The 23,934-nt window shown below is 62.3% G+C and carries 28 protein-coding genes; 11 read left to right on the forward strand and 17 right to left on the reverse strand.

Annotation, left to right across the window (positions count from 1 at the left end):
• Positions 1–9 precede the first annotated feature (9 nt).
• Positions 10–402 carry an MAPEG family protein gene (locus Q0Y42_RS01575; RefSeq protein WP_297799424.1) on the reverse strand — a complete coding sequence of 131 codons (393 nt, stop codon included), beginning with the start codon at positions 400–402 and terminating at the stop codon, positions 10–12.
• Between the two features lie 5 nt (positions 403–407).
• Positions 408–1,865 (reverse strand): IMP dehydrogenase, encoded by a 1,458-nt coding sequence (gene guaB / locus Q0Y42_RS01580; protein ID WP_297799426.1) that lies wholly within the window; start codon positions 1,863–1,865, stop codon positions 408–410.
• A 215-nt stretch (positions 1,866–2,080) separates the two neighbouring features.
• Here guaB and Q0Y42_RS01585 point away from each other — a divergent pair, with 215 nt between their 5' ends.
• Positions 2,081–2,641 (forward strand): DUF2061 domain-containing protein, encoded by a 561-nt coding sequence (locus Q0Y42_RS01585; protein ID WP_297799428.1) that lies wholly within the window; start codon positions 2,081–2,083, stop codon positions 2,639–2,641.
• 6 nt (positions 2,642–2,647) lie between these two features.
• Here Q0Y42_RS01585 and Q0Y42_RS01590 read toward each other — a convergent pair whose 3' ends face one another.
• Positions 2,648–3,700 carry a DUF2332 family protein gene (locus Q0Y42_RS01590; RefSeq protein ID WP_297799430.1) on the reverse strand — a complete coding sequence of 351 codons (1,053 nt, stop codon included), beginning with the start codon at positions 3,698–3,700 and terminating at the stop codon, positions 2,648–2,650.
• A gap of 9 nt (positions 3,701–3,709) precedes the next feature.
• Complete coding sequence (locus Q0Y42_RS01595; RefSeq protein ID WP_297799433.1) at positions 3,710–4,432, reverse strand: RlmE family RNA methyltransferase; 723 nt, start codon at positions 4,430–4,432, stop codon at positions 3,710–3,712.
• A gap of 73 nt (positions 4,433–4,505) precedes the next feature.
• Here Q0Y42_RS01595 and Q0Y42_RS01600 point away from each other — a divergent pair, with 73 nt between their 5' ends.
• Positions 4,506–4,967, forward strand: coding sequence for a peptidylprolyl isomerase (locus Q0Y42_RS01600; protein ID WP_292051494.1), 462 nt, complete (start codon positions 4,506–4,508; stop codon positions 4,965–4,967).
• Positions 4,968–5,028: 61 nt separating this feature from the next.
• Here Q0Y42_RS01600 and Q0Y42_RS01605 read toward each other — a convergent pair whose 3' ends face one another.
• The 3 genes from Q0Y42_RS01605 to Q0Y42_RS01615 all read right to left on the reverse strand — a co-directional run bounded on the left by Q0Y42_RS01605 (position 5,029) and on the right by Q0Y42_RS01615 (position 7,153).
• Positions 5,029–5,514: a hypothetical protein gene (locus Q0Y42_RS01605; protein ID WP_297799436.1), complete on the reverse strand. Its 486-nt coding sequence runs from the start codon at positions 5,512–5,514 to the stop codon at positions 5,029–5,031.
• Positions 5,514–6,134, reverse strand: a complete 621-nt coding sequence (locus Q0Y42_RS01610) for an isoprenylcysteine carboxylmethyltransferase family protein (RefSeq protein ID WP_297799438.1) — start codon at positions 6,132–6,134, stop codon at positions 5,514–5,516. The genes Q0Y42_RS01605 and Q0Y42_RS01610 overlap by 1 nt, the downstream gene beginning before the upstream one ends.
• A 62-nt stretch (positions 6,135–6,196) precedes the next feature.
• Positions 6,197–7,153 carry a M28 family peptidase gene (locus Q0Y42_RS01615; RefSeq protein ID WP_297799440.1) on the reverse strand — a complete coding sequence of 319 codons (957 nt, stop codon included), beginning with the start codon at positions 7,151–7,153 and terminating at the stop codon, positions 6,197–6,199.
• A gap of 134 nt (positions 7,154–7,287) precedes the next feature.
• Here Q0Y42_RS01615 and ligA point away from each other — a divergent pair, with 134 nt between their 5' ends.
• The 4 genes from ligA to Q0Y42_RS01635 all read left to right on the forward strand — a co-directional run bounded on the left by ligA (position 7,288) and on the right by Q0Y42_RS01635 (position 11,992).
• Positions 7,288–9,624 carry an NAD-dependent DNA ligase LigA gene (gene ligA, locus Q0Y42_RS01620; RefSeq protein WP_297799443.1) on the forward strand — a complete coding sequence of 779 codons (2,337 nt, stop codon included), beginning with the start codon at positions 7,288–7,290 and terminating at the stop codon, positions 9,622–9,624.
• A 19-nt stretch (positions 9,625–9,643) separates the two neighbouring features.
• Positions 9,644–10,531, forward strand: a complete 888-nt coding sequence (locus Q0Y42_RS01625; RefSeq protein WP_297799445.1) for an exonuclease domain-containing protein — start codon at positions 9,644–9,646, stop codon at positions 10,529–10,531.
• 17 nt (positions 10,532–10,548) lie between these two features.
• On the forward strand, positions 10,549–11,445 hold the full coding sequence (locus Q0Y42_RS01630; protein WP_297799447.1) for an exonuclease domain-containing protein: 897 nt from the start codon (positions 10,549–10,551) through the stop codon (positions 11,443–11,445).
• A 124-nt stretch (positions 11,446–11,569) separates the two neighbouring features.
• Entirely contained in the window at positions 11,570–11,992 is a 423-nt protein-coding gene (locus tag Q0Y42_RS01635) for a DUF2147 domain-containing protein (RefSeq protein WP_297799449.1), read from the forward strand.
• 64 nt (positions 11,993–12,056) lie between these two features.
• Here Q0Y42_RS01635 and Q0Y42_RS01640 read toward each other — a convergent pair whose 3' ends face one another.
• The 4 genes from Q0Y42_RS01640 to Q0Y42_RS01655 form a co-directional block, all read right to left on the reverse strand.
• A complete protein-coding gene (locus tag Q0Y42_RS01640) occupies positions 12,057–12,746 on the reverse strand; it encodes an LrgB family protein (RefSeq protein WP_297799451.1) in 690 nt (229 codons plus the stop codon).
• On the reverse strand, positions 12,739–13,104 hold the full coding sequence (locus tag Q0Y42_RS01645) for a CidA/LrgA family protein (RefSeq protein WP_297799453.1): 366 nt from the start codon (positions 13,102–13,104) through the stop codon (positions 12,739–12,741). The genes Q0Y42_RS01640 and Q0Y42_RS01645 overlap by 8 nt, the downstream gene beginning before the upstream one ends.
• 15 nt (positions 13,105–13,119) lie before the next feature.
• Complete coding sequence (locus tag Q0Y42_RS01650; RefSeq protein WP_297799455.1) at positions 13,120–14,943, reverse strand: aminopeptidase P family protein; 1,824 nt, start codon at positions 14,941–14,943, stop codon at positions 13,120–13,122.
• 94 nt (positions 14,944–15,037) lie between these two features.
• Positions 15,038–15,907 carry a 50S ribosomal protein L11 methyltransferase gene (locus Q0Y42_RS01655; protein ID WP_297799458.1) on the reverse strand — a complete coding sequence of 290 codons (870 nt, stop codon included), beginning with the start codon at positions 15,905–15,907 and terminating at the stop codon, positions 15,038–15,040.
• A gap of 86 nt (positions 15,908–15,993) precedes the next feature.
• Here Q0Y42_RS01655 and Q0Y42_RS01660 point away from each other — a divergent pair, with 86 nt between their 5' ends.
• Entirely contained in the window at positions 15,994–16,626 is a 633-nt protein-coding gene (locus Q0Y42_RS01660) for a hypothetical protein (RefSeq protein WP_297799460.1), read from the forward strand.
• 73 nt (positions 16,627–16,699) lie between these two features.
• Here Q0Y42_RS01660 and Q0Y42_RS01665 read toward each other — a convergent pair whose 3' ends face one another.
• Positions 16,700–16,906: a DUF3126 family protein gene (locus tag Q0Y42_RS01665; RefSeq protein WP_297799462.1), complete on the reverse strand. Its 207-nt coding sequence runs from the start codon at positions 16,904–16,906 to the stop codon at positions 16,700–16,702.
• Positions 16,907–17,010: 104 nt separating this feature from the next.
• Positions 17,011–17,844, reverse strand: coding sequence for a serine O-acetyltransferase (gene cysE, locus Q0Y42_RS01670; protein ID WP_297799464.1), 834 nt, complete (start codon positions 17,842–17,844; stop codon positions 17,011–17,013).
• Positions 17,845–18,002: 158 nt separating this feature from the next.
• Here cysE and Q0Y42_RS01675 point away from each other — a divergent pair, with 158 nt between their 5' ends.
• Entirely contained in the window at positions 18,003–18,602 is a 600-nt protein-coding gene (locus Q0Y42_RS01675; RefSeq protein WP_297799466.1) for a nitroreductase, read from the forward strand.
• 40 nt (positions 18,603–18,642) lie between these two features.
• On the opposite strand, the gene Q0Y42_RS01680 is transcribed toward Q0Y42_RS01675, so the two are convergent.
• Positions 18,643–19,509, reverse strand: coding sequence for a DUF817 domain-containing protein (locus Q0Y42_RS01680; RefSeq protein ID WP_297799468.1), 867 nt, complete (start codon positions 19,507–19,509; stop codon positions 18,643–18,645).
• A 177-nt stretch (positions 19,510–19,686) separates the two neighbouring features.
• Between Q0Y42_RS01680 and Q0Y42_RS01685 the strand changes: the two genes are divergently transcribed.
• On the forward strand, positions 19,687–20,115 hold the full coding sequence (locus Q0Y42_RS01685; RefSeq protein ID WP_297799470.1) for an SH3 domain-containing protein: 429 nt from the start codon (positions 19,687–19,689) through the stop codon (positions 20,113–20,115).
• A gap of 79 nt (positions 20,116–20,194) precedes the next feature.
• On the opposite strand, the gene Q0Y42_RS01690 is transcribed toward Q0Y42_RS01685, so the two are convergent.
• The 3 genes from Q0Y42_RS01690 to queF form a co-directional block, all read right to left on the reverse strand.
• Positions 20,195–20,533: a hypothetical protein gene (locus Q0Y42_RS01690; protein WP_297799472.1), complete on the reverse strand. Its 339-nt coding sequence runs from the start codon at positions 20,531–20,533 to the stop codon at positions 20,195–20,197.
• A gap of 62 nt (positions 20,534–20,595) precedes the next feature.
• Positions 20,596–21,675, reverse strand: a complete 1,080-nt coding sequence (gene rsgA, locus Q0Y42_RS01695) for a ribosome small subunit-dependent GTPase A (protein WP_297799474.1) — start codon at positions 21,673–21,675, stop codon at positions 20,596–20,598.
• A gap of 49 nt (positions 21,676–21,724) precedes the next feature.
• Positions 21,725–22,186, reverse strand: a complete 462-nt coding sequence (gene queF, locus Q0Y42_RS01700) for a preQ(1) synthase (protein WP_297799477.1) — start codon at positions 22,184–22,186, stop codon at positions 21,725–21,727.
• A 269-nt stretch (positions 22,187–22,455) separates the two neighbouring features.
• On the opposite strand from queF, the gene Q0Y42_RS01705 reads away from it, so the two are divergent.
• Positions 22,456–22,887 (forward strand): hypothetical protein, encoded by a 432-nt coding sequence (locus tag Q0Y42_RS01705; protein WP_297799479.1) that lies wholly within the window; start codon positions 22,456–22,458, stop codon positions 22,885–22,887.
• A gap of 84 nt (positions 22,888–22,971) precedes the next feature.
• Positions 22,972–23,898, forward strand: coding sequence for a nitronate monooxygenase (locus Q0Y42_RS01710; protein WP_297799481.1), 927 nt, complete (start codon positions 22,972–22,974; stop codon positions 23,896–23,898).
• Positions 23,899–23,934: the final 36 nt, after the last annotated feature.

Here is a 23,934-nt window from a genome sequence, read left to right on the forward strand (position 1 = left end):
GACTTCAGTTCAGATAAACGGGGCCGCCAGCACCATGACCAGTCCCGCAAGCGAGACCAGCCACACCAGCGACCGGATAAAGGGGATGCCCAAGGCATAGAGCGGCACAAACACCACCCGCCCCCAGAAATAGAGCGCCGAGCCCCACGCTGTAAGTGCGCCATTGGCCGAAGCCACATGGGCGATCAGCACGGCACCGATAAACAGCGGCAGGGTCTCGAACAGATTGGACTGGGCCCGCTCGAGACGCCCCGTCAGAGGTTTCTCTGACTTGGGCGTCCCGTCACGCGGGCCCGCATTCCATTTCAGACCGAACTCCGCCGTCCTTGCTCCGGCGGGCAGGAAAATCTGCACCAGCGCCAGAACCAGGGTCAGGCTGAGATAGGTGAGTTCGGTCGTCATGATGATTACCCTTGGCGGTAGTTGGGAGCCTCGCGGGTAATCATGACGTCATGGACGTGGCTTTCACGCAAGCCAGCGCCCGTGATGCGGACGAAGCGGGCGCGCTTCTGGAACTCTTCGATGGTCGGACCACCGACATAGCCCATCGAGGCGCGCAGACCGCCGACCATCTGGTGGATGACCGGAGCGATCGGCCCCTTGTAGGCCGTCTGGCCTTCAATGCCTTCCGGCACCAGCTTCTCGGTCGAAACTTCCTTCTGGAAGTAACGGTCCGCAGAGCCAGCGCCCATGGCGCCGACCGAGCCCATGCCGCGATACGACTTGTACGAACGGCCTTGGTACAGGAAGACCTCGCCCGGCGACTCGTCGGTACCGGCGAACATCGAACCCATCATGGCCGCCGAAGCGCCCGCGGCGATGGCCTTGGCCATGTCGCCCGAATATTTGATACCGCCGTCGGCGATGACGGTCGCGCCAGTGCCTTGGGCGGCGCGAGCGGCGTCCATGATCGCGGTCAGCTGCGGCACGCCGACGCCAGCCACGATACGGGTGGTGCAGATCGAGCCCGGGCCGATGCCGACCTTCACAACGTCAGCGCCTGCATCGATCAGTGCGCGGGTGGCGTCGTAGGTGGCGACGTTACCGGCCACGATGGCGATGCGGTTGTTCTCGCGCTTGATACGTTCAACGACGGCGGCAACCGAGGCCGAGTGGCCGTGGGCGGTATCGATAACCACAAGGTCCGCACCGGCTTCGGCCAGCGCCATGGCGCGCTCATAGCCCGCATCACCGACGGTCGAGGCGGCACCGACCAGCAGACGGCCGTGGTCGTCCTTGGCGGCGTTCGGGAAGGCCTGCGCCTTCTCGATGTCCTTCATGGTGATGAGGCCGACGGCGCGGTTATCTTCGTCCACCACGATGACGCGTTCGATCTTGCGGGTACGCAGAAGCTCGCGGGCTTCCTCGCGGCTGGCACCTTCGCGCACCGTGATCAGGTCGCCCGTGGTCATCAGGCTGGACGCCTTGATCGACGGGTCGTTCTCGAAACGCATGTCACGGTTGGTCAGCATGCCGACCAGACGGCCCGTTTCCGGATCGACGACCGGGAAGCCGGTGATCTTCTTGCGGGCGACGATGTCGCGCACTTCGCCGAGGGTGGTGTCGGGGGTGACGGTGACCGGATTGATCACCATGCCGCTTTCATAACGCTTGACGGTGCGGACCTGCTCGGCCTGCTCCTCGATCGTCATGTTGCGATGAAGAATGCCCATACCGCCAGCTTGAGCCATAGCGATGGCAAGGCGGCTTTCCGTCACCGTGTCCATGGCGGACGACAGCAGCGGGATGTTCAGTTTGATGTCTTTGGTCAGGCGCGTCGAAACGTCAACGTCGGCGGGCATGACCTCCGACGGACCGGGTTCGAGCAAAACATCGTCGAAGGTTAGGCCTTCGCGTATCTCCATTGGGGAGCCTCCGTTTTGCGGGTCGCGTATAGAGGGTAAACGCCCGACTCGGCAAGGGCTCGGCTCCATAAAACCCTGTCATCTGGATCACCATTCGCTACAGCCCCTGTAACGCCGCGCGATCACTGCCATAAACCCAGACTCAAATTAGGGGTTATGCTGATAATAGAAATTTATGCTTTGCAACCGCTCGCGGGGCAAACCATTCTAAATCCATGGTCGCCCTGATCCTCCAGACAGCCCGCAAACTGGCGCTCAAGATTGCCAGCTACGGCGTCATGCACCTGATCGTCGCCATCATCGTCGCCTTTGCCATCACCCGCGACATCCGACTGGCACTGGCGGTCGGCATGGTGGAGCCTTTCTTCCAAACCATCGCCTACACCATCCACGACCGTGTCTGGCACGTGATCGAGAAACGCCGCACGGCTTCCGGACTGGAAGAAACCGCAGAGGCGGTTTCCTCACGTCTGGGCATCATGTCACCGCAGGAGCAGATGCGCGTCCACGGCCATCACCACCATGGCCACAGCCACGCCCTACCGTCCTCGTTCAAACAGGTCGCGTTCAAAACGGTAACCTATGGGCTGATGCACTTTACGGTCGCTGTCTGCGTGGCCTTTGCCCTGACGCACAACCTCAGGGCCGCCCTGACCATCGGCATTGTTGAGCCGCTGGTCCAGACCGTCTTCTTCACCCTGCACGACCGTATCTGGATCCGCATCGACACGCGCAAGGCTACAGAGACCGCGCGCGTCGAGCATCGTATCGCCTGATCGGCTTTAGCCCATCCAGTCGTAAGACGCGCCGTGCGGCTGGCCAATGGCCAATCTGCGCGTCTCGCCACCCGGCCAGATGGTTAGGTCCAGCGCAGGGCGACGTTCAGGCCCGCCGTCGTCCGACGCCTCGAACCGCAGCCATGCCAGGGGGGCGTTTGCACTGGCCCCCTCGCCTACGGCTTGCAGGTGATCACGGATGCGCTGCTGGGCGTCCGGCGGAAAATACTGATAGGCGATGGTGTGCATCACCACGCTGCAGACGCCGTGTTCAGCCGCAATGGACAGATGCTGTTCGAGCCAGTCGGCGGCGTCGGCCCTGTCGATCGTGACGGGGTGCTTTCCCGCAATCTCCAGCGCCGCTTCCAGCCGCGAAAGACGCTCGCGCTGATCGGCCCAGACATAGGCCGCCAGCATTTCGCGGGTGCGGGCGTCGGTCGCGTCCAGCGGATTGCGGTCAACGGCCTGACGAGCGACAACCTCCACCCGCGCTTTTGGCGGACTGTCGCCCGTCCAGCGCGGCGACAATTGCACGGCAGAGCCCGCCTCGCCCGCAGTCACATCGCCCAACCGATAACCATAGTGGTCCAACAGGCTGTTCAGCCCCGCGCTGGCCCCCAGTTCATAAAGCGAGAACGGCAAGCCGAACCGATCCGCCAGCACCATCAAACCGGCCATCAGGCCAGCAGATCGCCCCACCTCATTGGTTTGGGGCGGGCCGTCCAGCCATGGATCGAGCCAGTCGCCCTGTGCCTGAAGGACATCGGCCAGCAAGGCCCACAGCGCATCGTCATCGGGGGCCATGGCGGGCGGATAGACCGCACTCCAGTCGGGACGCAGTCCGCTGCGCGCCAGAGCGTGCAAGCCGCCCATCAACCGCAGCGGCAGGGCATCCCCTTCGTGCGAGGGATTGCCCGCCCAGTTGAGGATACGTCGGCCCAAAGGCGTTGCGTCATCCAGCCGCTCTCCCACCAAGCGGCACATGCGTCCGGTGAACGGCGCACCTGCCGCCGTGCAGATGGCGGATTGATTTTCAAACGCGACCTGCACTGACGACATGGGGCAAACCTATTTTTTGTTGAGCGCGACGAGGAAGACCTCGGCGCTGTCCTTCCGGCTCGATTCCGGTTTGAAATATTTCACCGTTTCGAACTCTTCACGCAAACGGGCTAACACGCCGCCCGCGTCGCCACCCTGGAAATTTTTAGAAACGAAATTTCCACCGGGTTTAAGTGTTCTGATGGCGAAGTCCGCCGCGATCTCGATCAGGGCGATGATCTTCAGGTGGTCCGTCTGGCGGTGGCCGATAGTGTTGTGGGCCATGTCCGACAGAACCAAATCAGGGCGGCCGCCCAGAGCGTCGATCAGCTGTTGGTCCACACCCGGCTCTGTAAAGTCGGCCTGAATCAGGTGCGCGCCCGGAATCGGCTCGATCATCAGCAGGTCCACGCCCGCGACTTCCTGCGCGCCACGGTCCAGACACACCTGAACCCAACCACCGGGGGCCGCGCCAAGGTCGATAACCCGACTGCCCTTTTTGATCAGGTTGAAGCGGTTGTCGATCTCGATCAGCTTGAAGGCCGCGCGGCTGCGCCACCCCTCGGCACGCGCACGTTCCGACCATTTGTCGGTCAGCTGGCGTTTGATCCACGCTTGCGACGACGGACGCTTGTCCTTGGCCGTCTTTATCTTGGTGCCGACACTGCGTCCCGCAGCGGTCCCGCCCGTAGGCAAACGCACCATACGACGGCGTTCCTGGGTCTTTTCGGCAGGCTTTTCGTTCTCACTCATACGTCTTTCATAGCGGTCTGAGCGTTTCACCGCTATGACCCCCGCATATTTCCATGAGTCATAGGAGCGCCAGATGGCCGAAACCCTGACCTTTTTCATCGACACCGGCGACAACCAAGAGCGTCCGGTCGTCATCAAGCTGCGCGAAGATCTGGCCCCGAACCACGTGAAGCAAATCACCGAACTGGCTTCGGAAGGCTTCTATGACGGCGTCGTCTTCCACCGCGTCATCGCCGGCTTCATGGCTCAGGGCGGCGACCCGACGGGCACCGGCACCTCGGGCTCGAAGAAGCCGAACCTGAAGCAGGAGTTCAACGACGAGCCGCACGTGCGCGGCACCTGCTCGATGGCCCGCACCATGGACCCGAACAGCGCCAACTCGCAGTTCTTCATCTGCTTCGACGACGCCCGCTTCCTCGACCGTCAATACACGGTCTGGGGCAATGTCACCGAAGGCATGGACGTGATCGACGCCCTGCCGAAGGGTGAGCCGCCGCGCAACCCGGGCAAGATCGTCCGCGCCGAAGTCGCCTAAGCGATTTCCAAGCCGATTCTGAAAACGGGGAGCCTTTCGGCTCCCCGTTTTTTGTTGGTTATCAAGGCTTTTGAAGCGTCGCTTCCACCGGATCATTCGGTGAGATCACCAAGGTCCCGACCAGTTTCCCGTCCTCGACCCTGCCGTCAAAGCCCAGCGCGCCCCCCGCCGAGGCCGCGCCCGACAGCATCACGCGCTCCTCGCTGACCCTATAGTCGTTTGCCAGAACGATCAGCTTTTGGCGCTCGCCCTTGGCGTTCTGGATCGCCTTGGTCTGTTCAAAAACAAAGGCCGCCGGAAAACGGCTGGCGGGCGGTGTCTCTGCACCCTGTGCATCGCCATTGGGCGCGCGCAGCTGGATGTGGCTGAACCGCCAGTCCTGCATCAGGAGCGCCTCCGAATACACATAGTCCCCGTCCAATGCCGCCGACGCCGTATATTGCCTCTTGGCTCCGGTGTTGGGCGCAGTCCCCTGCTCTCCCTTGTCCGGACTACAGGCCATCAGGGCCATACACAGCCCCAACGCCCCCCAAATCGATCCCCTCATCACGGCAGTCTCAGCAATGTCCCCAGCCATCCAATGTGCTGCAAAGCTTCAATGGCCTCGAATAGCGGGATCGCCAAGAGGAAGATCAGACCGTCGCGCAAGGTAATGAGGAAAAAGCGCGGACGGACATCAAGCGACTCGGCATCCCGCCAACGAGAAAAATCGGGACCGAACCGCGGCGTGCGGGCGCAGTAGTCGCGATAGGACTGACCAAAGGCATCGCTCAGCCACGCCTCTTCCCGGCGGATGGTGAAATGAAACACCAGCATCGCCACCGCCAGAAACGCAGTCGCTAGCGTCAGGCTTCCGGTTTGTGCCCCTGCACCGAAAGCCCCCATGAAGCTGAACAGGTACAGGGGATTGCGGCTGATGGAATAAGGCCCGCGATCGACAATCTCGGCCTTCTTGCGCCCACCGATGTAGAGCGAGCACCACGCCCGCCCCACGATGCAGACCACGATCAGGGCGAGGCCGAACGCCTCCACCCCTTCGTGCAGGGGCTCGCCGCCGCGCGAGGCCGTAAAAAGCGCCAGCGCGAGAATGGCCGACATCCCCGCGCCCAGCGCTGCCTTCCGGATTTTCTGGACCCTTTGCAGGTCGAAGCCTTCGGTTGCCGACATCGCTATCTCCGTGTTTGGATCAGCGATCTGGCTTTCCGAAGAATGGCGTTTTTAAGACCGGCTTATCGGTCCAGCCACGCATCGATGCGGCGGAAGCTTTCGATGGCCAGTTCGGTGGACGACTGGAACACCGCCGGATTGATGCGCTCCACGTCATCGGACGGCTTGTGATAGTCCTCGTGGAAGTTCACGCCGAAATACAGGAACGGCAGGCCTGCGCGGTGGAAGGCACCGTGGTCCGAGGCGAACACCCAGTTGTCGGCCCCTTGGTCCTCCGGTCGGTCCTTGCCGAAGGCCAGACGGATCGAGCCATTGGCCGGGATCGGCTCCAGCAGCGGACGGAAATACGGGTGCTGATAGGTGCCCGTCACCCACAGATACCCATCGACATCGGCACGGGCCGTCATGTCGAAATTGATATTCACCGAGATGGACGACAGCGGCACGGGCGGAGCCTCGACGAACTCTTTCGCACCCAATAGGCCCCTCTCTTCGCCATCCAGTGCCACGATCAGGACGCTGTGCTCGGGCGGGCTGTCCTTCAGGCGCTTGGCCAGTTCCAGCATGGTCGCCACGCCAGACGCATTGTCGTCCGCACCATTATAGACGTGGCCGTCGCGGGTGCCGACGTGGTCATAGTGGGCGGTGACCACGATGTATTTGTCCGAAACCCGCGTACCGGGGATCAGGCCGAGGATGTTGACCCCGTTAAAGGTCTTGGGGCCTTCCGGCGAACGGCCTTGGGCCGACCACGGCTGAAGGCGGCCCATGGACGACGGGCCGATGCCCATGGCTTCCAGACGGCCTACGATATAGTCGCGCGCCTTGGCACCGCCTTCGCTGCCCGTGTCGCGCCCTTGCATGTCGTCGGCGGCCAGAATGGTCAGGTCGGACATCAGCTGGGTGTAGTCAACCGACGGCACCGCCGCAGCGACAGGAGCCTGTGAGCGCGGTGCCGTCTCGCAGGCAGCAAGGGACAGCAGGGCGGCAATAGCCAGACTGGAAGAAAGCGCGCGCATAAAAATCGCTCCGAACAAGTGAATTGCGCGCAGCCTAGATGCCCTTCCGCCGTTCTTCCAGATTAGCTTTCTGTCATTTGTTCAGGCGGTGTTAGAAAAGCCGCCTGTTCCCGTTCCAGCCCAGACGAATCCCCATGTCCGATCTGTTCTCCGCTCCCCTTTCCGTCGCGTCGATGAGCGAGGATCAGGCCCGTGAGGAACTGGCGCGTCTGACCGCTGAACTGGCCGCGCACGACAACGCCTATTACGGCGAGGACGCCCCGAGCATCAGCGACGCCGAGTACGACGCGCTGAAGGCCCGCGCGCTGGAGATCGAAAAGAAGTTTCCCACCCTGACCACCGCCGACACCCCGTCGCAAAAGGTCGGTGCCCCTGTCTCCGAACAGTTCGCCGAGGTGCGCCACGGCGTTCCCATGCTGTCGCTGGACAATGCCTTTGACGAGGCGGACGTGCGTGACTTCGTGGCCCGCGTGTACAAATTCTTGAACCTGCCGATGAGCGAGCCGCTGGGCTTCGTGGCAGAGCCAAAGATCGACGGCCTGTCGGCCAATCTTCGCTATGAAAACGGCGTGCTGGTGCGCGGCGCGACGCGCGGCGATGGCAAGACCGGCGAGGACGTGACCGCCAACCTCCGGACCATCGCCGACATCCCGCAAAAGCTGTCGGGCAGCGGCTGGCCCGCCGTGATCGAAATCCGTGGCGAGGTCTATTCCCCGACCGAGGCCTTTGACGCCTTCAACAAGAACGCAGCCCAACTTGGCGGCAAGACCTATGCGAACCCGCGAAATTTTGCCGCCGGATCGCTGCGCCAAAAGAACCCGACCATCACCGCCCAGCGTCCGCTGGCCTTCTTCGCCTATGCTTGGGGCGAGGTGTCGGAGCCATTCACCGAAACCCAACACGGCGCGCTGGAGAAGTTCCGCGAGTGGGGTTTGAAGGTCAATGACCGCTCAAGCCGCGTGGAAAGCGCCCAGGGCCTGATCGACCTCTACAACAAGCTGGGTGAGGACCGCGCCACCCTCAGCTATGACATCGACGGCATCGTCTATAAGGTCGACCGGCTTGACCTGCAGGAACGCCTCGGCTTCATCGCCCGCAGCCCCCGCTGGGCCATCGCCCACAAATTCCCCGCCCAGCAAGCGACCACCCTCCTCGAAGGCATCGACATTCAGGTGGGCCGTACGGGCAGCCTGACACCCGTCGCCCGACTGCATCCGGTGACGGTCGGCGGCGTGGTCGTACGCAACGCCACCCTGCACAACGAGGACGAGATCGAACGTCTGGATGTCCGCATTGGCGACACCGTCACCCTGCAACGCGCAGGCGATGTGATTCCGCAAATCCTCGGCGTCGTGCTGGACAAGCGGCCCGAGGGGACCCAGCCGTACATCTTCCCGACCACCTGCCCCGTCTGCGGCTCCGAAGCCGTGCGCGAGGGTGACGAGGTGAAGCGCCGCTGCACCGGCGGTCTTGTCTGCGATGCCCAGATCGTCGAGCGCCTGAAGCATTTCGTAGGCCGCCGCGCCTTCGACATCGAGGACCTTGGCGAAAAGCAGTTGATCGAGTTCCACAAACTCGGCTGGATTAAACAACCCGCCGATATCTTTGCTTTGGCGACCAACAAGGCCCGCCTTGGGGAACTTGAAAAAATGAAGGGCTACGGAGAAACCTCCGTAGCCAAACTGGTCGCTGGCATTGAGAAGCGCCGCACGATCAGCCTCGACCGCTTTCTGTTCGGCCTCGGCATTCCCGAAATTGGCGAGCAGACTTCGCTGGTTCTGGCCCGTCACTTCGGCTCGTGGGCCGCGCTGAAGGACGCCGCCGTTCAAGCCTCGCAGGGGATCGCTACTGAGGACTGGCACGATCTGGCCGGAACGCATGCCATCTCCCAGCGCGTGCTGGAACAGTTGGCCAGCACCGAGGTGCCCGCCAGCCAGCCGTGGCCGGACGGCACCTTGGACATGAACCTGAAACAGGTTTTCCCCGGCCTCGCCGCCCCTGCCCGCCGCAGCGTGGCGGAAAAGGCGGGCGACTGGGCGGGCGTCGTCCGCCTTGCGCAGATCGCGCGCGAGGAAGGCCCCAGCGACATTCTGAACGCCATCGCGGGCGTGTCGGGTGTTGGCCCTGTTGCCGCTACCGCCCTCGCCCACTTCTTCCGCGAACCGCATAACCGCGAGGTGGTCGAGGCGCTCGAAACCGAACTGACCGCCATCACCGACATGGAACAGGCCCGCACCGACACCCCCGTCGCAGGCAAGACAGTCGTGTTCACAGGGACGCTGGAAAAATTAAAGCGGGACGCGGCTAAGTTACAAGCTGAGAAACTTGGAGCCAAAGTTTCGAACTCAGTCTCCAAAAAAACTGACTATTTGGTAGCTGGGGTCGCAGCTGGCTCCAAGCTCGAAGAAGCCAAGAAGCACAATGTAACGGTGTTGACTGAGGAGGAATGGCTAAGCTTGATAGAACAATGATCCATCAAGGAGCTGCTTTATGCGTGCCGTTGCCATTGATTTCGAAACAGCAAATGAACAACGCTCTAGCCCATGCTCGATCGGTCTGGCGTGGATCGACAACGGAATAATAACTTCAATTGAGCACCACTACATCCGACCTCCAGATATGAGGTTTTCAGGATTTAACATTTCAATTCATGGCATTACGCCAGACCATGTGAGAAATTCAAACGAATTTCCAGATGTTATTGCAACACTTAAATCTAAACTTAACGGACACGCGGTTCTCGCCCACAATGCATCATTTGATGTAAGCGTAATTAGAAGTACATGCGATTATTATGAAATAGAATATCCAGAATTTGACTATCTTTGCACTTTAAAACTGTCTCAAAAAGTTTGGCCCGCCTTAATGTCACACAGATTAAAGGATTTGTGTTATGAATTAGGCATAGAATTTAAGCATCACGACGCATCTGAAGATGCATATGCATGTGCAAATATTGCATTAAACGCAGCTAAAATAACAAACTCGAATTGTTTAAATTCATTATCTAATAATAATGGAGTTATTTTAGGAAAACTTTGGAGAGATGGATATTCGCCTTGCTCATCTCCATCCGCTCCGAGAACCGAAAGTGATATTCTAGGGGAACTTCCAAAAAATTACTTTAACATCAAAACCGAAGATATCGAGAACCGCATATCGAACAAGGTAATTGTATTTAGCGGAGCACTCGAGCGCTTCACCCGCACTGAGGCAAAAATTCTAAGTGAAAGCCTTGGGGCAAAAGTCTCGGGTTCCGTTTCCAAAAAAACGGATTATTTGGTCGTCGGTCCCGGTGCAGGTTCCAAATTGAAGGACGCGGAGAAGCACGGGGTTCAGGTTCTGACCGAGGACGAATGGCTCGCCCTCATCGGGTGATCTATCGGGGTTGAGCTATGCGTGCCGTCGCCATCGACTTTGAAACCGCCAACGAGCGTCGCGCCAGCGCATGCTCGATCGGTCTGGCGTGGATCGAGGATGGACGTGTGGTGGATCGCGAGACCCATCTGATCCGGCCACCGGAAATGCGGTTCGCGCCGGTGAACATCCGCATCCACGGCATCACCCCCGACATGGTCGAGGATTCGCCGGAGTTCCCCGACGTTCTGGCGTCCCTGCGCGAACGGATCGGCACCTGCGACATGGTGCTGGCCCACAATGCGGGCTTTGACATGAGCGTGGTGCGCGCCAGTTGCGACGCCTATTCGCTGTCCTATCCCGAGTTCGACTATCTCTGCACCGTCAAGGTGGCGCAGCGGGTCTGGGCCGATCTGGGCACGGCGCGTCTGAACGCCCTTGGTGACCATCTGGGCATAGCGTTCAAACACCACGACGCGGGCGAGGATGCCTATGTCTGCGCCGAGGTCGCGCTGGCGGCCATGCGTCTGCGCGAGGCGTCGAGCCTGCACGAACTGGCCAAGATCACTCAGGTCGGCATCGGACGGATGAGTTCGGCGGGCTATTCGGCCTGTTCGGCGCCCCGCCCGAAACGCTCGGCCTCTGTCGCCACCGCCAAACCCTATTCGGACGTGTTCCGCCCCGTCCCCGGCCTGCCCCTGTCCATGCAGGGCAAGCGCGTGGTGTTTTCGGGCCAGTTGTCGCGCTTTTCCCGTCAGGAAGCACAGGAGATCGCAGGCCGTTTCGGGGCCCGCGTCATGGCCTCGGTCAATGCCAAGACGGACTGGGTCGTGGTGGGCAATGGCGCAGGTTCAAAACTGGATCGTGCCCGCCATTTGGGGTTGAAGCTGCTGTCCGAAGCGGACTTTATGGACCTTATTACCGTCAAATCTTGACGTAACGTCCGGTTTTATAAAAACAAAACGCTGCAATTTTAGGTCTTGTTTATAACGCAATACCGCAGCACCCTGTGCGTAACGGATCCTCTCCCCGTGATCCGACCAATGGGAAGTACGCACCATGAAGATCAAGATTTTCGCTGCGGCCGCACTGGCGGCCTCTGCCCTCGCCGCTCCGGCCCTCGCGGGTGATCCGACCGGTCTGTGGCAGACCCCGACCAACGGCGGTCAGGTCCGCATCGAGCGTTGCGGCAATGCCCTGTGCGGCACTCTGGTCACTTCGGCGGCTATCCGCGCCAACCCGAACCAGCTCGATGTGAACAACAAGGATGCCACCCAGCGCAGCCGCACCCTGCGCGGCCTTCGCATGCTGTCGGGTTTCACCGGCGGCCCGACCGAATGGCGCGGTGGCTCGGTCTATAACCCCGAGGATGGCGGCACCTATCGCGGCACCATCACCATGACCAATGACAACACCCTGCGTCTGCGCGGCTGCATCGTCGCCCCGCTGTGCAAGACCCAGACCTGGACCCGCGTCCAGTAAGAGTTTTCCTCCCCGGAAAAGCGCGAAAGGCCTCCGCAGAGCGATCTGCGGGGGCTTTTTATTATCAGAGGAAGATCGACAGGACCGACAGCAGCGCCGCCGTCAGCACGGCATTCAGCGCCATGCCCACGCCCGCATAGGCCCCTGCCGTGGGCGAGACCTCGAACGCCCTGGCCGCCCCTGCCCCGTGGGCCGAGACACCAACGGCAAAGCCCCGCGCGCGCCAATCGCGGATACCCAGAAGATTGAGCAGCGGCGTCGCCAGCATGGCCCCGAACACGCCCGCAAAGATCACGATCACCGCCGTCAGGGCTGGAATACCGCCCAGCGTCTGCGAGATGGCCATGCCAACAGGTGTGGTGGTCGCCCGCGGCGCGATGGAGGCCATCACCTGCTCGGGTGCACCGAACATCCACACTATCCCGACCGAGGAGACAATCGCCGTCACCGCCCCAGCCATCAGGGCCAGTGTGATCGGCACGGCCAGACGCGCAATGGTCCGGCGGTTGGCCCAGATGGGCACGGCCATCGAGACCACCGTCGGCCCCAGAAGGAAGGTGATCATCCCCGTCGCCGAGGCATAGGTGGCATAGGGCGTTCGGCTGGCCAGCAGAGCAGCAATAATGACCGGCGTGGACAGCAGCACCGGATGCAGTAGCGGCGGGCGACCAATCTTCTGCACCATGCGGTCCATGGCCCAGAAGGTCACTACCGTCACCGACAGCCAGATCAGGGTCGTGAAGAGATCAGGCATCGCCCGCCTCTTCCTGCGGTGCGAACCGCTTCATCGCCCATGAAAAGACGCTGGCGGTCACGGCAATGGTCGCCACCGTCGAAACCAGCAACGCCACCAATATGCCAAGGCCGTGGCGGGCGATCATGTCGCCCTCCTCGATCAGGCCCACGGCGGGCGGCACGAACATCAGAGGCATGTGCGCCGTCAGCCAGCCCGTCACCTTGGTCAGCGACGTCTGCTCGCGGCGGAACACAGCCAGCCACACCAGCAAAAGCCCCATACCGATAACCGAGCCCGGCAGGGGCAGTCCGGTGAAGCGATGAATCGCCTCACCGGCCAGCTGGCACACCAGCAATAGGGCGATGGCACCCAGCATCAGGATCGACGGCCCTTACAGCGGGCGCGTCTGCTCCTTCAGCCAAGCGAGAGCGGCCTCGTCCTTCTGGACGCCTTCGGCCAGCAGCGGGCCGACCTTGGCCAGAACCTCGGCGTGGTAATCATCGACATACTGGCGCTCCTGCGGCGTCAGCAGGTTCACGTCGATCAGCTTGCGGTCCAGCGGGGCGAAGGTCAGCTGCTCGAAACCGTGGAAGGCACGCTCGCCACCTTCCGGCACCGATGGCGCGGTGACGACTTGCAGCGTCTCGATACGGATGCCCCATTCGCCTTCGCGGTAATAGCCCGGCTCGTTCGACAGGATCATGCCGGTCAGCAGCGGCTGGGTCGTGCCCCAGTTGGCGATGCGCTGCGGGCCTTCGTGGACACCAAGGTATGAGCCGACGCCGTGGCCCGTGCCGTGGTCATAGTCAAAGCCGGCATTCCACAGGTGCTGGCGGGCAATGGCATCCAGATGCATGCCCGAAACGCCCTGCGGGAAACGGATGGTCGCCATGGCGATGTGGCCCTTGAGGACAAGGGTGAACATGCGGCGCTGTTCGTCCGTGCCTTCGCCGATGGCCATGGTGCGGGTGACGTCGGTCGTGCCGTCCAGATACTGGCCGCCGCCGTCCACCAGCAGCAGGCTGCCCTGCTCCATCTTGCGGATCTTGGCCCCGACCGGCTTGTAGTGCGGCAGGGCACCGTTAGCGGCGACTCCGGCGATGGTGTCGAACGACAGGTCTTTCAACTCGCCCGTCGCCTCGCGGAAACGCTCAAGCGCTTCGACCACGCCGCGCTCGTCCGGCAGTTCTTTCTGCGCGACCGTATCCACCCAGTGCAGGAAGCGCGTCAGCGCGGCCCCGTCACGGATGTGGGCGCGGCGGCTACCCTCGATCTCGACCTCGTTCTTGCAGGCGCGCGGGATGGCGCACGGGTCCATGGCGCGGACGATGGTGGCTCCCGCCTCTTCCAGCGCCTCGAAATAGAAGGCCGAGGAGATCGACGGGTCGATCACCACCTTCTGGCCCGACAGCGAAGCGAGGGCTTCAGGCAGGGCTTCGGGCGCTTCCAGCGTCACCTCATTGCCCAGCCATGCGGGCAGCCCCTCGGTCACCTTGGCCGGATCGAGGAAGACACGGGCCGAACCGTCGGCGCGCAGGATCGCCTGCCCCAGCGGCAGTGGCGAGCGGATCACGTCACCGCCACGGATGTTGAACAGCCATGCCAGCGATGATGGGGCGGTCAGCACGGCGGCGTCAGCGCCCTTGGCGGCGATGTCCTTGCCGATGCGGGCGCGCTTGGACGCGGCGCTCTCACCGGAGAATTCTTCGGGGTGCGGCACGACGGGTGCCTGCGGCTGGCTCGGGCGGTCGGTCCATGCCAGATCAATCGGATTGGCTTCGACCGCCTTCAGCGAACCGCCGGCCTTTTCAACCGCGGCACGCAGGCCTGCCAGCGCGTCGGGGCTGTGCAGACGCGGATCATAGCCGATCACCTGACCGGACTTCACATTGGCCGACAGCCAGTCGTTCAGGCCCGCCAGCGACTCACGCTCGAACAGGGCCTCATCGGTCTGGGCCTTGACCTGAACCGTATAGCGGCCATCGACGAAAACCGCCGCCTTGTCCGACAGCACCACGCCCGCGCCCGCCGATCCGGTAAAGCCCGTCACCCACGCCAGACGCTCATTGGCATCGGGCAGGTATTCGTTCTGATGCTCGTCCTCGTGCGGGACCAGCAGGCCATCAAGGCCCTGCCTTGCCATTTCCGCGCGCACCAGCGGCAGGTGCTTTGCGCCAAACGAAGGATCGGTGGTTTCGTCGAAATGCTGTCTCATGCCCCATGACTACGCCTGCCGACCGACAGGTTCCAGAGGCAGAACGACGCGTCGCCCAATAAAAAACGGGGGCCGAAGCCCCCGTTCCAGAACCTTAGGCCTTACGCAGTTGCAGGGCCGACCAGGCGTCGTGATGGATGGTCTGTTCCACCACGAAACCCAGCGGGCGATAGGCATCGAGGATGCGCTCTTCCTGCGTCTTGAGCAGGCCCGACAGGATGGCGACGCCGCCCTTCTTCAGCGACTGGGCGATTTCCGGAGCCAGTTCCACCAGCGGCGCAGCCAGAATATTGGCGAACACCAGATCATACGGCATGTGCTGGGCGACGCGGGCGTCGTTCAGGCCGCTGGCGAAATAGAACTCGCACTTGGCGTCGTTGATCTCGGCGTTTTCGTTGGCGATGCGGGCCGAGGCCTCGTCGATGTCGGTGCCGACGGCGATCGGCGTGCCGGTTTTGGCCGCAGCGATGGCCAGAACGCCCGTGCCGCAGCCGACGTCCAGAACCTTCTCAAAGGTCTCGCCCTTGCCCAGCAGGACATCGAACGCCTCAAGGCAGCCGACAGTCGTGCCGTGGTGGCCCGTACCGAAGGCGGCACCGGCGTCGATCTTCAGGGTCACGCGGCCCTCTGGAATCTTGCCCTGATCGTGCGCGCCGTAGACGAAGAAGCGACCGGCCTCGACCGGCGGCAGGCCCGACAGGCTCATCGCCAGCCAGTCCGCATCGGCCAGCTTTTCAACGATCACTTCCAGACCCTCGACGGCGCGCATATGGGCCTCGATGCCCTTGGCCTCCTCGTCGGTGGTGGGGAAGGCGTCGATGCGCCAGATGCCCTTGTCCTCATCCTCTTCGAGGATCGAATAGGTCGCGCCTTCCAGCAGGACGTCAGCGTCGATGGCGGCCGCCGCAGCCTCTGCAGGGGCGCGCAAACCGCGAGCAATCACTTGAAGAGCAGATTCCGACATTTCCAAAAACCAACGATATGATAACAACAGGAGATTAAAGCGGGTGGACTGAGTCCCGCCACTGATAGCCAAGGTTTGGGGATTACATGGCCAAAGCACCGACGGAAAAGCCCGCCACGCCCAAGGCGGCAGCAACCACTTCCAAGCCCAAAGCGGCTACGAAGTCGACCGCTTCTGCCGCAAAACCGGCTGCGGATGAAGCAAAAACTCCAAAGTCCAAGGCTGCGCCCAAGGCCGCCGCCGCAAAATCGGCAGCCCCCAAGGCCGCCGCAGCGCCGAAAAAGCCCGCTGAAAGCAAGGCCGCTGCGCCTAAGCCGACGGCCGCAAAGGCTCCCGCTGCCAAGAAAGCTGCAGCACCCAAGGCCGCTCCGGCCAAACCCGCAGCCCCCAAGGTGGCTGCAAAACCGGCTGCACCCAAGAAGCCCGCTGCGCCTAAGGCGGCTGCGCCCAGGGCCCGCACCACCGGCACCAAGTCTGCGGCGGCACCCAAGACCGAACTGGCTGCGACCGTAGAGGAAAAACCCGCAGCCCTGGTCGCTGCGCCCACGTCGGGCGACGGCGTCGATGGCAAGCCCACCCCGACCGAGGCCGCGGCTCCGGAGCCCAAGCTGGTCGCCACCGAAAACGAGCCGACGCCCGAGCCCAAGTCGCCCGCGACCGCACCGAGTGCTCCGGTCAAGAAGCCGGGCTTCTTCGCCCGCCTGTTCGGCCGTAAGTAAGGCGCGTTACGCCAACAAAAAGGGCCGGTAGCAATCCGCTACCGGCCCTTTTCTATTCCGTCTGCTGGAAAGATCAGTCCGCCAGATCTTCCGACAGGATGGCCATTTCGAACATGAACGAACCGGCTTCGTCTTCGTCTTCGAAGATCACGCCAATGAACTCGTCATCGACATAGACTTCGGCCGAGTCGGCAACCTTGCGAGCCTTAACCTTGATGCCACCGTGGTTGAAGGTGCGCTTCAGGTGGGTCTCGACGCGCTTGAGATCGGATTCTTTCACGGGGATGGCCTCGGTTTGAATGTTAGCGGCGGAACCTAAAGGGCAAGGGCGAGGATGAAAAGCCCGCATCGCGCCCGTCCACAGGCATCCGAGCGAACCGTGATTTAGATCACATAGTCATAGACCACATCCGCAAGGGTGTGATCCATGGTACGGGCCGGAGCCGCCTCGGTCGGGCAGTTGACCAGTCGTGCCGGAACGCCAGCCACGGTGCAGCCGCTCGGCACGGGTTTCAGAACCACCGAACCCGAGGCCACCTTGGCATAGTCGCCGATCTGGATATTGCCGAGAACCTTGGCCCCTGCCCCCAGCAGGACACCGCGCCCGATCTTGGGGTGACGGTCGCCGCGTTCGGCACCCGTCCCGCCCAGTGTGACGGCATGCAGCATCGACACCTCGTCGCCGACGACAGCCGTCTCGCCGATCACAATTCCGGTGCCGTGATCCACAAAGACGCCCGAACCGATCTTTGCGGCGGGGTGGATATCCACCTGAAACAGCTCGGAAATCCGGCTCTGGAAGTGGAAGGCCAGAGTGTCTCGGCCCTGCTCCCACAGCCAGTGCGCGACGCGCCACGACTGCAGGGCCTGATAGCCTTTGAAATAGAGGAAGGGTTGCAGCATCGACCGGATTGCCGGATCGCGCTCTTCCACGGCCAGCAGGTCGGCCTCGGCAGAGCGGACGATCGACGGATCGGCCTGCATGGCGGCCAGCGCCACCTCGCGCACCGTCATGGCTCCCAGTTCGGAATCGCCCAGCTTGCGCGCGATCTGGAAGCTGAGCGCGCCCGACAGATCATCGTGGGACAGGATGACCGAGTTCAACTGCGACGCCAGTTGCGGTTCGTCACGCGCGGCATCCTCTGCGGCACAGCGCAGCGAGGCCCAAACGTCTCTGGGGCTTCCAGTTACCGGCGATACGATTTCCAACTTGGCCATGCTTCGTCCTTCGTCAGCCTGTATCTTACGCCGCGCAGCCCCTCGATGCCAGTTTTGCGCGACATTCGACCTGGATCGGGTGGCAAAATGGCCCGCCTGCCGATCTTTATTGGAATAGGGATATGGCAACGAAGGCTGCGATTACCTAGCTGTGGGACATGACCGACGTATCCGCGCCCGAACTTTCCCTGCCCGTCCGCTCCGAAGAGCTCCTGAACCGCTTGGCCACCCGACGCTCGGCTCCGGCACAGCAGTTGGCCGCCCCCGCCCCGACAGGTGAAGAGCTCCAGACCCTGCTGACGCTGGCCCTTCGGACGCCGGATCACGGCAAGCTGACACCGTGGCGTCTGGTGGTGCTGGGCGCACAGACCCGCGCCGAGATCGTTGAAAAGCTGACGGCCATGACCCCGCGCCTGCCCGATCCGGTCAAGGGCAAGGCGGTGCTGAGCAAGCTGGCCAATCCGCCGCTGACGGTTCTGGTCGTCTCCTCGCCGGTGCAGGGCCACAAGGTTCCGGTCTGGGAACAGGAACTGTCGGCAGGCGCGGTGTGCATGAACATCGAACACGCGGCCAATGCTCTGGGCTATAACGCCAGCTGGATCACGGACTGGTACAGCTTTGACGCCGAGGCTCTGGCCCTGTTCGGCGTCAAGGAAGGCGAGAAGGTCGCGGGGTTTATCCATATCGGCACCCTGCCCGTCGCCCCGCTGGAGCGGCCCCGTCCCGCGGTTTCGGATCGGGTCGAAATCCTGCCCTGACGTTTCAAAAGGCCCGCCCGTCGCGGGCCTTTTTCTATGCTCATTCGCGGATTTCATCTTCCGGCGTCGGTCGGTGGACGATGGACACCAGCACCACCGTGACAATCATCAGCAGGAACCAGCTGCCGAATTTGGACACCGACACCATGTGCCAGCCCGCTGCCTGATCCGGATAGGTCCACGCCCGCCCGAACGTGGCAAGGTTCTCGGCCAGCCAGATAAACAGCGCGACCAGAAAATAGCCAAGCAGCAGCGGCATGGAACGCCGACGCCTGTCGGTGCGAAACCAGAACCGCCCCCGCCAGAAAATCAGCGCCGTCGCGGCAAACAACACATACCGCACATCCCACAGCCAGTGGTGGGCGAAGAAGTTCACATAGATCGCCCCCGCCAGCACCCACGTCTGCCACAGCGGCGGATAGTCCCTGACGCCGATGTGAAAGACGCGCTGGACCCGCGCGATATAGCTGCCGACCGCCGCATACATGAAGCCCGAGAACAGAGGCACCGCCCCGATCCGCAGCAGGCTGTCCTCGGGATAGATCCACGACCCGTGATAGGTCTTGAACAGCTCCATCACTGTTCCGGCGATGTGGAACAGGAATATGGTCTTGGCCTCATCGAGGGTCTCCAGCCGAAAGGCCAGCATCAGCCCCTGAATGACAACGGCCCCCACCACCAAAAAATCATAGCGGCTGATGACGCTATCCGCTGGCCAGCACAAATAAGTCAGCAGGATCAGCCCCAACAGCGCCCCGCCGAACAGACAGGCCCACGCCTGTTTGAACCCGAACCAGACGAACTCGAACAAACCCCTGCGAAGCGGCGAAACATCCGCCCACGCCTCGGCCCTAGCCAACAGGCGTCGGCCCCATGATTCCAGCGGTATGGTCTGTATCTGCGACATGGCCCGCACCCTCTCCCGCGCGCGCTACCACGGCCAGTGGAGTTGGTGTGGAGAAACGATGCAGACGCAAATGCCTTAAAAACAATCGAAGTCTGAATGGTTTCTGTCATGCCCCGTCGCAAAGCCGTTCAGCTTCGCAGGCCCATAAGGGGATCGCACCACAACGGAGCTACCCCAATGACCAAGTTCAACAACACCGCCGTCTTCACCGCCGCTCTGGCCGGTATGGTTGCCCTGTCGGCACCGCTGGCGGCATCGGCAGCACAGGTCCAACGCGGACCGGCCGACCGTGCACCTGCCGCGAACGAGCGTCATGTCACGCCGTCGCGCAATGCGCCGACCGTGAGCCGCCCGCAGCAAGCTCCGGCTGCCCGCCCTGTTGTCCGTCCGGCCCCGACTCCGTCGCACCGTCCGGCCGCCCGCCTGCAAACGGGGACCTATCGCGTGACCACCACGGTCAATGTGCGTGAACGGGCCTCGACGCAATCGCGCCGGGTTGGCCAAGTCCGCGCTGGCCGCACGGTTCAAGTCGACCGCGTTAGCGGCAACTGGCTGCACATCCGCAACCAGGGCTGGATCAGCGCCCAATACGCCGTCCGCCGCTAAGGCATGACGCAAAGGAAAAGGCGGCCACCGCGAGGTGACCGCCTTTTATGGTTCAGACTGTCGATGACCGCGAGGGCGATTACTCGCCGGCTTCGTCTTCGTCGTCGTTGTCTTCTTCCGCCGCATATTCCTCGGCGGTGACGTATTCCGGACCTTCTTCGTCCAGAACCCACAGGCCCATGAAGGACTCGTGTTCCGGCGTCAGGTCTTCGTCGATCACGTCACCCTTGTGGATGCTGATGCTGCTGTATTCGAACTCCAGCTTCAGATCGTCGGCCAGTCCGACCAGCTCGTCCGCCATACGACGGGTGTAGCCGATAACCTCGGCCTCGCTGCCGAACTCTTCGGTCAGGGTATCGACTTCGGCGTTTTCATCGCCTTGCGAGGCCGTGATCATCACGCTGGTATAGACGGACATGGGAATCTTTCCTTGAGGGATTTGACGGCCCCCATAGCCCGCCAAACAGGCCACAAGATGGCCTAGATGTCCTTGCGCCCGCGATAGTCACGCTTGGTGGCGCGATATTTCTTCTGCTGGACGATCTGGCGACGGCGTTCCGCATCGTGGGCGGCGCGTTCGGCCTTTTCCTTCTTGTTGTTCATTTCCTGCGTCAGCTTCTGGAAACTGTCCCAGCGTTCCGGCGACAGCGTCCCGTCCGCCAACGCCGCCCGCACGGCACAGCCCGGCTCGGTCGTGTGGCCACAGTTGCTGAAACGGCATTCCTGAACCAGCTGCTCGACGTCGTCGAACACCTCGCTGACGCCCTCATCGGTGTCGATCAGGCCGACTTCGCGGATACCGGGCGTGTCTACCAGCATCCCGCCATTGGGCAAGACGATCAGCTGGCGGTGACTGGTGGTGTGGCGGCCCTGATCGTCGGATTCGCGGATGGCGCGGGTGACCATCACATCCTCGGCCATCAGGGTATTTACCAGCGTGGACTTGCCCACGCCCGAAGAGCCGATCAGCACACAGGTCTGGCGCGGTTTGACCCACGACAACACCTGATCCAGCCCCGTCCCGTCCTTGGCCGAGACGGTGATCACCGGACAGTTGGCATCGAGCGCCGAAACCGCCGCGATCTGTTCGGACGGATCATCGACCAGATCGGCCTTGGTCAGCACAATCACCGGCTGGGCCCCGCTCTGGCGCGTTGCAGCCAGATAGCGTTCGATACGGCGCAGGTTCATGTCCGCATTCATCGAGGTGACGATGAAGGCGACATCGATATTGGCGGCGATGATCTGGGTCAGACGCGAGGCGTCCTCGATCGCGCGGCGCACAAACGAGGTCTGGCGCGGCAGGATGGTGTGGACCGTGCCCAGACCGTCCTTTTCATTGATCGACAGCGAGACCCAGTCGCCCACGCACGGCTGGCCCACATCGTCGGCCTCGTGCAGCAGGCGTCCGGCAGCGCGGGCGCGAACCTCGCCCTTGTCGGTCACCAGAATATAGCCACCCCGCTGTTGCAGGATGACGCGCGCGGGCATGTGCCCCTCGCGCGCCACGGCATCGAATGCTTCGGCAAAATGGTCGGACCAACCGTACTGCTCGATCATCGACGGGCGATCCGGTTAGACACAGCGACAACCAAGCGCGCGGCCCGCATCAACCGCGACCGCGATAGGTCGGCACGCCCTGTTCGGGGATCCACACGCCTTCCGGTGCCGGACCCGACTGCCAGAACACGTCGATCGGGATACCGCCGCGCGGATACCAATAGCCGCCGATACGCAGCCACTTCGGCTGCAACAGGTCGTTCAGGCGACGGCCGATGGAGACGGTGCAGTCCTCGTGGAAGGCGCCGTGGTTGCGGAACGAGGTCAGGTACAGCTTCAGCGACTTGGACTCGACCAGCCAGTCACCGGGCACATAGTCGATGACGATGTGGGCAAAGTCCGGCTGGCCCGTCACGGGGCACAGGCTGGTGAACTCGGGCGCGGTGAAGCGCGCGACATACATGGTGTCGTTGTGCGGGTTCGGGACCCGCTCCAGCACGGCCTCTTCGGGATTGGTCGGGGCCGCAATCTGCGTACCGAGCTGCGACAGGCCGTCTGTGTAGTGCGACATGGAATACCGTGGGTCTGTTTTGTGGCTTGCATCGATCCGGCGAACACGGCCGATCTTCGACGCAGGGGTGTTGGTGTTCACATAAGATGAGAAGCTTCCCGGTTCAAATCATTGCCGTGATCGGCATGATTTTCGAGCTGGTTCTGTCAGTGCGACCGACTAAGCGAGGTTGGCACCGTCGCGATTGCGGGCTTCACCAACATTTACAGAGCCACGCTTGCTCTGCGGTCGTCACTTTCAGCATGGTGCCTATCCATACGGAGGCCACCATGTTGGATTCAAAATCCAAGGCTATTCTTCTTGCAACGGCTGTCGTGACCGCTGCGGGCACAGTCTCGACGGCTGTCGCGCAAGATCAAGTGCGCCAACAGCCACTATCCGGGCAAGCTGCGGATCTGCATTACAACGCCATTCTGGAAACGCGCTCGCCGAGTGACATTCCCCGCTTCTCCGTCCCGCCTCGTCTGCCGGAATCCGCACGTCCGCAAAGAGCGGTTCGCGAAAACGTCAACGGAGCCGCAACTCTAATCTGCGGCGCATCGCCGGACGGGGTGATCCGAGCCTGTAATGTCGAAAGCGAGACGCCTGAGGGTTATGGTTTCGGAGAGGCCGCCAAGGTCGCGCTCTATTCCGCACGGCTGATCCCGCAAGAAAGCGGTGACCGCGTCTTCCGCATTCGACTGCCCATACGCACCCACTAAGGCCATAACCGCAAGGGCCAAGGATTACCCGCGCCGCCACATCCATGTTATCCGTAGCGAAACAAAACGCACCGGAGGACACCCATGGCCATTCCCGCTTCCCTGCAAAAGGGGCTGAAGCTGCCCGTGATCGCTTCGCCGATGTTTCTGGTGTCGGGGCCGGATCTGGTGGTCGAGGCGTGCAACAGCGGGATCATCGGCACCTTCCCGTCGCTGAACCAGCGCACGACCGAGGGTTATCGGGAGTGGCTGAAGGACATCAAGTCGCGGCTTAACCCCGATGCAGCGGCTTTTGGCGTCAACCACATCGTTCACAATACCAACGACCGCCTGATGGCCGACCTTGCCGTCACCATCGAGGAAGAGGTGCCGCTGGTCATCACCTCGCTGGGGGCCGTGGCCGATGTGGTAAAGGCGGTTCAGGGCTATGGCGGCAAGGTATTCCACGACATCGCCACCGTGCGCCATGCCCGAAAGGCTGCCGAGGCGGGCGTGGACGGCCTGATCCTTGTGGCAGGCGGCGCCGGTGGGCACGCAGGCATCATCAACCCCTTTGCCCTGATCAACGAGGTTCGCAGCTTCTTTGACGGGACCATCATTCTGGCGGGCGCAATATCCACCGGACAGGACGTCGCCGCCGCCCTGATGATGGGGGCCGACTTTGCCTATATGGGCACCCGCTTCATCAACACGACCGAGGCACAGGCCGACGCCGCCTATCAGCAGATGATCATCGACAGCGGCGCAACGGACATCGTCCATACGCCCGCCGTATCGGGCATTCCGGCGAACTTCATGACCAAGTCGCTGATCGAGAACGGGATCGATCCCAAGACCCTGCCCGAGCACAAGCTGGACATGGGCGCGGAAGCCAAGGCGTGGAAAACCGTCTGGTCAGCGGGTCACGGCGTCGGGGCCATCCACGACATCCTGCCGACCGCGCAGCTGGTGGACAGACTGTCGCAGGAGTTTTCGTCCGCATGCGCACAATTTGACACAAAGCGGCGATAGGCCAAAGTCCCGCCTTTCGAAAAGACGTACCGGAGT

Source organism: uncultured Brevundimonas sp. (assembly GCF_947305955.1).
Classification (GTDB): domain Bacteria; phylum Pseudomonadota; class Alphaproteobacteria; order Caulobacterales; family Caulobacteraceae; genus Brevundimonas.